Source organism: Hespellia stercorisuis DSM 15480, from assembly GCF_900142165.1.
In the GTDB taxonomy this organism is placed as follows: Bacteria; Bacillota; Clostridia; order Lachnospirales; family Lachnospiraceae; genus Hespellia; species Hespellia stercorisuis.
Map to the genome: position 1 here is coordinate 1 of NZ_FQZY01000107.1, position 9,953 is coordinate 9,953.

The 9,953-nt window shown below is 46.1% G+C and carries 13 protein-coding genes and 2 pseudogenes; 1 reads left to right on the forward strand and 14 read right to left on the reverse strand.

Features of this window, described 5'->3' with window-relative positions:
* The 14 genes and pseudogenes from BUB85_RS19775 to BUB85_RS19840 form a co-directional block, all read right to left on the reverse strand.
* Positions 1-356, reverse strand: a pseudogene (locus tag BUB85_RS19775) (IS110 family transposase); the annotation flags it as partial.
* A gap of 82 nt (positions 357-438) precedes the next feature.
* Positions 439-903, reverse strand: a complete 465-nt coding sequence (locus BUB85_RS19780; protein ID WP_073113219.1) for a PrgI family protein — start codon at positions 901-903, stop codon at positions 439-441.
* 95 nt (positions 904-998) lie between these two features.
* On the reverse strand, positions 999-1,364 hold the full coding sequence (locus BUB85_RS19785; RefSeq protein ID WP_242945505.1) for a DUF4313 domain-containing protein: 366 nt from the start codon (positions 1,362-1,364) through the stop codon (positions 999-1,001).
* A gap of 82 nt (positions 1,365-1,446) precedes the next feature.
* Positions 1,447-2,286 carry a hypothetical protein gene (locus BUB85_RS19790; RefSeq protein ID WP_200803600.1) on the reverse strand — a complete coding sequence of 280 codons (840 nt, stop codon included), beginning with the start codon at positions 2,284-2,286 and terminating at the stop codon, positions 1,447-1,449.
* Between the two features lie 82 nt (positions 2,287-2,368).
* A complete protein-coding gene (locus BUB85_RS19795) occupies positions 2,369-2,749 on the reverse strand; it encodes a glutamyl-tRNA amidotransferase (RefSeq protein WP_073113220.1) in 381 nt (126 codons plus the stop codon).
* Between the two features lie 14 nt (positions 2,750-2,763).
* Complete coding sequence (locus BUB85_RS19800) at positions 2,764-4,530, reverse strand: VirD4-like conjugal transfer protein, CD1115 family (protein WP_408607123.1); 1,767 nt, start codon at positions 4,528-4,530, stop codon at positions 2,764-2,766.
* Positions 4,521-4,778 (reverse strand): DUF4314 domain-containing protein, encoded by a 258-nt coding sequence (locus tag BUB85_RS19805; protein WP_073113222.1) that lies wholly within the window; start codon positions 4,776-4,778, stop codon positions 4,521-4,523. Before BUB85_RS19805 ends, BUB85_RS19800 begins: the two co-directional genes overlap by 10 nt.
* A 173-nt stretch (positions 4,779-4,951) precedes the next feature.
* Positions 4,952-5,263, reverse strand: a complete 312-nt coding sequence (locus BUB85_RS19810) for a hypothetical protein (RefSeq protein WP_073113223.1) — start codon at positions 5,261-5,263, stop codon at positions 4,952-4,954.
* A gap of 93 nt (positions 5,264-5,356) precedes the next feature.
* Positions 5,357-6,307, reverse strand: coding sequence for an ArdC-like ssDNA-binding domain-containing protein (locus BUB85_RS19815; RefSeq protein ID WP_073113230.1), 951 nt, complete (start codon positions 6,305-6,307; stop codon positions 5,357-5,359).
* A 4-nt stretch (positions 6,308-6,311) separates the two neighbouring features.
* Positions 6,312-7,094 carry a PcfB family protein gene (locus BUB85_RS19820; protein ID WP_073113224.1) on the reverse strand — a complete coding sequence of 261 codons (783 nt, stop codon included), beginning with the start codon at positions 7,092-7,094 and terminating at the stop codon, positions 6,312-6,314.
* Positions 7,095-7,099: 5 nt separating this feature from the next.
* Positions 7,100-8,398, reverse strand: coding sequence for a relaxase/mobilization nuclease domain-containing protein (locus BUB85_RS19825; protein WP_073113225.1), 1,299 nt, complete (start codon positions 8,396-8,398; stop codon positions 7,100-7,102).
* Positions 8,399-8,404: 6 nt separating this feature from the next.
* Complete coding sequence (locus BUB85_RS19830; RefSeq protein WP_073113226.1) at positions 8,405-8,713, reverse strand: plasmid mobilization protein; 309 nt, start codon at positions 8,711-8,713, stop codon at positions 8,405-8,407.
* Positions 8,714-8,745: 32 nt separating this feature from the next.
* Entirely contained in the window at positions 8,746-9,114 is a 369-nt protein-coding gene (locus BUB85_RS19835) for a hypothetical protein (RefSeq protein ID WP_084534157.1), read from the reverse strand.
* A gap of 132 nt (positions 9,115-9,246) precedes the next feature.
* Positions 9,247-9,570, reverse strand: a complete 324-nt coding sequence (locus BUB85_RS19840; protein WP_073113228.1) for a DUF7768 domain-containing protein — start codon at positions 9,568-9,570, stop codon at positions 9,247-9,249.
* Positions 9,571-9,726: 156 nt separating this feature from the next.
* On the opposite strand from BUB85_RS19840, the pseudogene BUB85_RS21905 reads away from it, so the two are divergent.
* Positions 9,727-9,953, forward strand: a pseudogene (locus BUB85_RS21905) (IS5/IS1182 family transposase); the annotation flags it as partial.

Here is a 9,953-nt window from a genome sequence, read left to right on the forward strand (position 1 = left end):
TTATCGTTTTCTGCTGCAAGGTTCAGCACCCATGCCTTGGCATTCGCAAATCCCTCTGCGGTATTGCTGAATCCAAAGGCACCTTTGCTCAGTTCCCTTCCTCTGACATCGATTGCTCTTATATAATGAGTTTCACTGCCTATATCGCATCCAACTATAAGCATCTCATCTGAGATGAAAGAGAGTTTGTCATTCTTAGCAAATTTACCTTGTATTTCCAATTCTCTCCACGTTGATGCTTTGAGATTTTCTTCAATAGATTTAATCCGCTTAGCGATTTCATCCTTTGACAGAACATTCATTTCGAATTTCACTACACTTGCTTGCTTTTTTGTCTTTCTTGTTTTACTATTCATCTTAGATACCTCTCGTGATTTAGATTTTTTACCAACTTCCCGGTCAGTAATAATCTAAATTTACCTGAGGTATTCTTTTTGGTCAATTCCCTTTACTCTTTAAAGTATACAGGAAGCTCCTTCCCTTTTTCTCTGTTTTTTTGCTGATTTTCTTTTCTGTCTTTTTTCGTCTTGCCTCTATGATCTGACTTCCATCTGATCTGCTCTGTTTGCCTGCTTCGATACATTCCTGCAGGCAGGCATAATACAGATTCTCAGAGTGGAAGGTTAGCTTCTTTGGATAGAGCAGTTCTGACTTAATGACCGTCCATAGAAATTGCTCGGCTGTCATTCCGTGGTACTTAAAGAATCCGCAGGCCGCAAAAGGCGCCGCCCCAAGCATACAAATCCACCCGGTCATTTCTTCTCCCAGCACATCATTCGTTCCAAAATAGATGCCCACTGCTATCGCGATTGCCAGCAGTGAGAACAGGAACTGTCTGAAATTCAGACCGAAGAACATGGACTCCTGGTAGTCCCGGATTTCTTTATTCATTTTTACTTCCATTCATTTTCAACTACAGCGAACGACTTGTCTCCGCTGCTTTTCCTTTCTTTGTATTTCCAGTGCTAATGCAAGGATGCCATTTCCCATTTGGTGTGCTACCTAGCATCATCACTTCGTGCTTTCTTCTTTTTGACCTGCTGGCTCTCTTCTTCGATACCATGCAGTTTTTCAAACTCTTTCATACCCTGTGGGTCAAGTTCTCTCAGCCTTTGCAAATCGAACGCTACCTTGGCATAGACGCCATAGCCGGAATACCCTTTATCCGGCAGTACCTTTCCCAACTTATGGGTACGAATGAATTTCAGTTTATCTTCACTTGCCAATGCATCGATATAAGCCTCGTTTTTCTCTGCTGGTTCATCCGGCAGATTAATGGTCAGGCTCCCATAGAATTCCTGTACACGCTCTTCCTGTAAGACCAGCCCTACATAAAGCCTGTCATTATTCGTATAAGCAGACACCTAAATGGACAATTCCTCATACCCGTACTCCCAGTCATATCCTAACTTTTTTCTTTCCTTTATTTCGCTCATCGAAATCCTCCTATAATCCCATGATCTCTTTTACGATACGGTCTGATGCTTTTACCGCACCTACCAGAACCAGCAGGTTAAAGATCAATTCTCCAATATAGTTCCAAACAATGGTTACCGCCGACAGCCCAGTATCTCCCACAGCGGGCGGACTCGCTGCAAATACTGCAAAGATGATGCAGGCCAGCGCGATGATGGCTCCTTCCAGGCACACCCCTGCATAAGAACGGATAAAGTTCTTTCCCACCGACTGGGTCGGCTCTCCTGCAAAGGTGGATATGGGAATCGGTGCAATAGCCGTATACATATACAGCTTGAACATCCTGCCATAGACGCTTAATATCATGATGAAACTCATGACGGTAATCAAAAGACTTCCAAGCAGTGTGACAATCCATAATGGTATGGACTCCAGCATCCCCACGGATTCTATCTTCCCCACGATTTCCGCCGGGAGCCGTGATACGCCCCCATTTATACTTCCATTTCCCATAATTTTGGAAATGACACCCTGCACAATGCTGAAAATGGCATTCATAAGTTCCATGCCATACATCACCGCTCCCTGTGCCAGTGCAAAGCGGATAAACGCTTTTGCTGCATGCTCCGGCTTTTTCATATCTGTAAAGCTTCCGCACGTCTTAACGATACCAACCGCAAAGAACAACACCAACAAGGCATAGCCGATGGCTTTTAATGCGCCATTGATATTCGTCATCACTGACCATATCTCGCCGCCCTTAAAAGTCTCCGGATTCTGTGTCAGAAGTGTCCATATCTCGCCCAGCTTGTCATTCCATGTTTCCAGTGCAGAGTTTAGATTCTGCACAATCCAGTTATCACTTTCCAATCATTTTCACCTCCCTGCATGCAAAGTTATGGCAGGTACTTGTATTTGTACCTGCCGCTGTTTCAGACTGACCATGGTAGCTTTACCCCATAATCAGATCTAAGATTTCCTTTGCAAAGGTGATGATGATACCGCCTGCCAATGTCAGAAAACCATTGGCTCTCTGGCTGGGGTCATGGCTCTTTAAGCTGAGTCCTACTTGTACTATGCCAAATCCAAGCAGAATCAGGCCGATGGCACGGATTAGGGAAAAGATAAACGTGGACAGGTTGTTGACCACCGATAACGGGTCCCCGGCTGCGTAGGCATAAATCGTTCCCACGCACAGATTCAATACCAGGATGACATAGCAGGCAAAGGCCTTTCTGGGTCCTGCCTTCATTGGCATGGGGGTTGTTTCTCTCTTCTCTTTTTTCTTCTTATCTTTCTTCTTGCATAATTCATTAAAACCAGTTACTCTCATTCGCATTCCTCCATTCAAAAAAGCTCCCCGGTAATCTCTTCCCCGGAGAGCAGTTCATAATCTTCATAGCGACTTTCGTCAAATTGAAATGTATCGTGTGCCAACGGTGCTTTTGCATAGTCAAAAGGCTTTGCACCGCCATCTTCTGTGTAGCGGATGTTCGGGTGCTGCATCAAATCATATTTGTCATCCAGCATGGGACGTTCTCCCCGGACAAACAGCAGTGCTTTCTGGTTATCCAGCATACGCACCTCATCCGGCTGGAGCAGCTCTCTTCCGCTCTGCTGATAATTCGTGGAATAACTACCGGAACGTCCTTTGGTCTGCCCATAGGTATTGGTGTCGATTGTCTCCTTCCCCAGCAGTTCCGAAACATATTTATGTGTCTCTTTCTCATTGCCGCCCAGGTATAAAAACTCATCACAGTTCCCAATCAGACTCTCCCAGGAATCCTTGAACAAGGCTTTCATCTGACTGATATTTTGAATAATGATGCTGCAAAAAATCGAACGTGACCGCATGGTGGAAAGCACTTTTTCAAAATCATTGGGCAGTGCCACATTTGCCCACTCATCCATGATGCAGTGCACTGGAATGGGCAGTCTTCCCCCATATTTACGGTCTGCCACATAATAAAGGGTCTGGAACAGGTTGCTGTAGATCATGCCTACCAGATAATTGAGGCTAGTATCTGCGTCTGGAATACAGCAGAAAAGCGCAACCTTCCTCTCTCCGATGCTTGCAAGGTCCAGTTCGTCCGTACTCGTTAAATCTGCGATTTGTTTTAAGTTGAAAGCGGCAAGGCGAACGCCTACCGATATCAGAATTGACTTGGCAGTCTTTCCGGCTGCCTGTTTGTATATGTGGTACTGCTTGACTGCAATGCTCTCCGAGTCTCGCATCTCCAAGCGCTCGAACAGGATGTCAAGAGGGGATTCATAGTCTTCGTCTTCCTCTTTGACCTGTGCGCTGGATAACATCTCCATGATCATCGGGAAGTTCTGTTCCTCCGGCGGGGCTTCATGGAGCAGGTACATCATCAGCGCCTGAAGCAGTGCGGTTTCCGACTTCTCCCAAAAGGGGTCGGAAGCCTGCGCCCCCTTGGGTGTGGTGTTCTGAATCAGGTTCGTGATCATTTTCAGCACATCCTTATCGTCCTGCACGTAGCGAAACGGATTATAGCAAAAGGATGTCTCCGGGTGGATCAGATCAAACACCCGCACCTCATAGCCCTTGGCTTTTAGGAGCCCTCCGGTCTTCCGAAGCAGTTCTGATTTGCAGTCTGTGATCACCATAGAGCAGTTGCACTGCATGATGTTTGGGATGGCATAGGTTCTGGATTTTCCTGCACCCGATCCACCAACCACCAGAAAATTCAGGTTTCTTTTATGCTTATAAGCATCTAAACCGATGCGGAAGTTCTGGGTGGCAAGCAAGTTCTGATCGTATTTTTTCTCCCTGTATTTCTTACAGATCTGCTGAACATCACCCCACTTGGCAGAGCCATGTTCTTCTCCCCTGCGATAGTTCTTCTGGCTGGCATAAAAAATGCCGATGCCCATTCCATACAGTAAGGTACAGATAAACACCGACTTAACTGTGTACTTTGTGATATGAAGTGAAAACGGATGATTTAGCTTCTCCGTCAGCACTTCCATGATCGCCAGCAGATTCATACCCGGCTTTATGGCATCTGCAATCAGCAGTGCCGCCCACCAGACGACTGGCAGTGCAAAAAGCCAGACCACCCATTCTGACCTTTTGCTACTCCCTACCGGGATGGCTCTCCCTTTTCTTTTTTCTTCTCCGGTTCATCCACTTTATGGAAACTGTCTACCTTCGGTTCAAGGGCAAGCGAGCTGCCATTTTCCCACTCCACATGGATTTGTCCGATATCATCGACACAAAATACTTTCCCTTTTAAGCCAGCGGGCATTTGTGGCTCTCCTTCCATCGAATTTAAACAAAGCATGGTTCCCACCGGATAGCGTTTCCGAAGTCCTTCAACACGCATTTTTTCTCTGTCCATTTTTACATTCCTCCTTCCATTGAAAGCATCTGATACAATATCGTACTTTTTGCTTTCCAAGCATAAAATAAGCCAGCCAAAAACTGAGAAATACTCTCTGTCCTTGGCTGGCTGTTACATCTGATGATTTTTGCTTCATCTGATTCACTTTTTCCTACTGTTTTTTTATGTATTCATCTTTCCGCATATCTTTTATACTTTGCCCGTATAATCTTTATCATGACACTGTCAATTCCATCTGGGTAGCGGCCTGCATGGATAAAGCTGTCACGAAGCTTGTTGAGTGCCTCTATCACTTTTTGGTATTCCGCATCGGTAAGGAACAGCTTCATTTCTTTCTGTTCTGCAATTCTAAGAATCAGATTTCCAGAAACTTCTTTAGGCAGGTCCTTCGCTTTTTCTTCCCGAAAGACTTCCAAAAGAGAATGAATCAGCATGTTTTTCATAATCTCGTCCATTTTCACGCATCGTCTTTTCTCCGTCATTTCGACACCTTCCTCCTGCTTTTTCTCTACCCACAACATACCACATACCCGGTCAGATATCTACTGCTTATTCAAAGAATAGGCACCTTTTTATTAGCGTTCTGTTTGTACTTTTGGCTTGCTGACTTTTGCCTTTTTTCCTGCACCATCCGGCACGGAAAATTCATCCGAGGCAAACTCCTGCTCCTGACTGCCCATGTTGCGGTCCATGCGTGTTCCGATGGCATAGGTGGCTGTCTTGATGTCACTAACAAAGGCACGCAGTTCCTTCGGGTCCTTCGCCCCATTTTCCTGCATCTGGCACACCTTATCAAAGGCAAAGCCGGATGTCTCCACGCCATATTTCTGTGCGATGACATAAGCGGTGCAGTATGCCTGTGCGGAAATCCCTGCCCGGCTGTAGCTTCCATCGTGCCTGTCCAGAGCAGCACAGGACAATTCCCGGCTGATGGCATGAAACGTGGTTTCCTCCCCCATCCCATTTCGCACATAGACAGTACGGTGCCCCGGAATATACTGTGCCTGCACGTTTTCCGGCAAATTGTCTGCAATCTGTACCTTCACCTCCGTTTCTGTCAAGAGTGCACCCAACAGTTCTTCCACTGGTTTCGGCTCCGGTTTCTCCGGCTGTGGCATACGGATCTGGCTCACATCATAGACCTTGCGGATAGCATATCCCTGCGCGGCCACGCCATCCTTTTCATAATCCTGACTGGCAATGAATCGGTAGCCCTGCACACCTGGTTTTAAGGTACGCTTCTCTTCCTTCCATTTTTCAAAGGTCTTTACCTGTCGGATTTCTGGATTCTGGCTGTAGAGCAGCAACAGGTTCGGAGTCCTCTGCGGTCTGACCTGTGCTACAAAATCAAGGAATCCTTTTAAGGAATCTCCGTCCTTAAAGATATCCTGTGCTTTTGCATCTACCTCTGCCCAGACTTCTTCCCTCTCCTGCTTTTTCATGGCAGCGTACTCTTCTTTTGAGAGACGGTTTTCTCCTGCTTCAGAACCCTCTGGCTCTGCTTTCATATATTTATTTAAGTCCATTCTATTACCTTCCTTTCCCATTTGCTTTCATCTTCTTTTTCTGTCTTCTGGTATTGCGGTTCTTATTTCTTTGACGCTTCTTGCGGTTGGATTCCTGCTTTTCCTTTTTGATCTGATTCAAATCTTTACGAACAGACGGTTTTTTAGGCTCATTCACCCTTTCCGGCCCGATAAAAGAATCGCTGTTGCGCAAGGAATGTTCGGACAGACTCTCTGCTGTCATTTCCTGCGCTTTCGTAAAATTTTCCACTTTACCACCCGCACCCTGAATATTAAATTCTTCATCCAGTTCGCTGATTTCAAACTGGATATCTCCGTCCGGCATAGACACCGTTTCTGTCTTTACCGGTTCTGGTACTGCCAGATCTTTACTTACATTCTGCACCACTTCATGTGCAGCCGACCCACTTTCTGATTTCACGAAGTCCAGATTCATCTGGTCCATAACACGATTGACTTTGGCTGCATCATCTGCAAACACCATCAGCTCACATTTTTCCGGATTTTTCCTGTCCCGGATGACTACATAGAGCAGACCTCTTTTTTTCCCTTCCTTACAAAATTCCCTGATTCTATCGGATGGGACCGTAAAAAATTTCAAAGGCCGGCTATCCTTTAGCATCCGCAGCATGTTGGTCCTGCCATGCGTTTTCTTCTGGTCCTTTAGGACTGCAGCAAAAAACACTGCCAGATTCTTCGCAATACTTCCAGACAAACGGAGCCCATGGTCGATTCCCTCTAAGGAATACCGTACCATCTGATCCGCCGCATCACCTCCTAGATTCATACCTGTCACCCCCTTTCCGGCTCCTGCCTGATTTCTTTGTCATGTAGGTTCTTTTCTTCTTTCTCCTGTTCCGCTTTTTGTGCGTATTCCTGCGCCCTTTGCATCCGCTGTTCCATCTCTTTGGACTGTACTTCAATACGGGTGCATAGCTTTAGCTCTTTTCGCAGCGGCTTCAGCTCCTCTGTAATCTGCCCTGTACGTTCTGGCTTTGGCTGAATGCCATACAGCGCATGGCGCTCCTTTACCAGTGCAAGGATCTGTTCTTCCAGCGGTTTCTTATATGCCCGCAGTTCCTCTCTGGTGGTAATCTCATGTTTCTGCAGGAATTCCATTTGCTGGATTCGTACATCCAGTTTTCGAATATCTTCCCGCACCAAATAGGATGCGCTCTTTGGTTTCTGCTTTAGCACACCCATCTGATACAGATAAGAATAATAAAGTGCCTGCAGCCCACGGAGTTTCTTTTTCGGCTGTTTGGAGTGCCTTCCTCCAGCCAGTGGTCTGCCCTTTGGTGCAAGCAGCCATTCCCGAATGGCTGCTTCAGAATACGTCTTTCCAAGACTCTTAAGCCTTACAAATCGTTCCATCCCAGGCGCACGAAGGGCAATATATTTTCGGTTCATTTTCCACACATAGCCCTTCTGTTCCATCTGGCCTACGAACTGTTTCCATGTAAAGCTCTCCGCAATGGCATCACGGATATCCATGCGGATTCCGGTACGCCACGTTGCCCGACCTTCCTGCTCTGCTTTCCATTCACTGTAATGCATGGATGTTGACTCTTTCGGTTCAATAACAGACAACCCATATTTTTGACATAATCCATCGGATATCTGCCCGACTTCCTCGTAGTAGCTCCTGCGATTGCTGTGATACTTTTTTCCATCCAACATGCTCACTGAATTGAATACCAGATGATTATGGTAATGGCTGGTATTAAGGTGCGTCGTAATGACCACCTCGAATCGCCCCTTTAGTAGCTGCTCTGCCAGCTCCTGCCCGATCAGATGGGCAAGCTCCGGTGTCACCTCCCCTTCGGCAAAGCTCTGGATGAGATGATATCCCTGTACCCCTTCCTGCTTATGAAATCGCCTTTTTGTAGCCAGCATATCTTCATAGGCACCTTCGCAGGTGCAGCCAATGGCATCTTCAAAGACTTCCGTGTCTGTCTTTTCCCGGTTCATGGCATAGTCGATGGCTTCTTCCAGACTGCCTGCATGGTCCCTGCTTGTTTTATTTTTATCCTTGATATAGTTAATGGAATTGTCCAGGCGGTGGACGGGGATGATACTGGTGTATGCCATAGGCCACTACCATTCCTCTTTCACAAGCTGCCACGTTTCTTTGGATATCCGAAGCATCTCCTGAACGCTTTCATTTCCTGCCATGCCTGTGGCATTGGCAGTATGGGCAAGCTGATTTGCATTGTTGCAGAGCCCTGCAATCTTTCTAAGCAGGTCTGCATGATGCTCACATGGCTTTGCCCGAACCTCCGCACCAATGATTAAGGTTCGAAGATACTCTTCCCTGCTTAGTCCACTTTCCGATACGGACTCGTCCAGATGACGCAGCTCCTTCGCATTGAGTCGGACAGGGATCACATGATTTCTTTTTCTCATTCTCCACCTACTTCCCGGTCACATACCGTTTTCTATTTTTCATCTCTGTTCAGAGGATAGTAGGAAATCCCCCGCTTTTCCATCTCCTCTGCAAATTCCTGTGTCTTCCATATCTTGTTATTGATTCTGAAATAATCGGGGCTTTGATATTTGCAAAGGCTTACCACCTTTTCTCCATTTTCATACACAAGCTGAATGGTCCCTTCATCTGGAATCAAAAACAGAAGGTGCCCCCGGCTGTCTGTAAAGCGGATCTGTTTTTTCTCTTTCTCATCCCTCGGCTTTCGACTATTCCACACATCTTCCATCTGTTCATCGTATTCTTTCCCTTTGATTACAAGACTCATAACAATGCCTCCTGCCATTACACCCATCACGAAGCTGATTAATAAACCTGTCATTTTGTCTCTCCTTTTCCATTTCGATATTGGGGGGTTGGGGTTCTCCCCAAAGTGCGTTTGGATATCCAAACGCTATGCTTGCAAAACCAGTCGCACCACTTCGTCTGCACCCGGCAGGGTCGATGCCACGGATTATTCTGCTTCTTTGATTTTGATAAGACCCTCAAGCGTGGTGCAGATGATATGTAATCTGTCTGCCATGCTGATTTCTGTATTCATGGTTCCTGTGATATTTTTTCCGCAGACTACCACCATCCGGCATCTGCGTAAGACCAGATGGGACATTCGGTTTAATGCCTGCTGATCCTCCGCTTCGCTCTCATCCAGAAATGGCGCAAAACCAAACTGCGGACAGATTGGGACATAGCCCAGTTCATAGATTTTCCGGCAGTATTTCTGTACCTTTGCTCTGCCATCCTCTGGCGAGCAGCACACATAAGCAAGTGCCTGTTCCATTTGTATTCCTCCTTCCCGTGCATCCACGTGGATGCCTGACCTTGTCCGAAAACAGATGGGGCTGTCGCACTAAGTAATTAGTGCGCAGCTCCTTTTTTATGCAAAAACACAAATGCCAGGCTTCGAAAAGCCTGGCAAAAGGTGTAAAATATACTTATGCTAATAAATAAAATCTTACAAAAGAATTATACTCTGGCAGAAGATTTTTATCAACTAAAACTGCCACTAAATATCGATTACATAATCCCAGATAATGATTCGGTGCGTTTGCTAAGTCAATTCGTGGAGGAGATGAATATTTCAGATTTATTAGGGACTTATTTCCGGATTCGGAAAAATACTGCAACGCCAAAACAGATGCTGAAGATTATGCTCTATGCTTA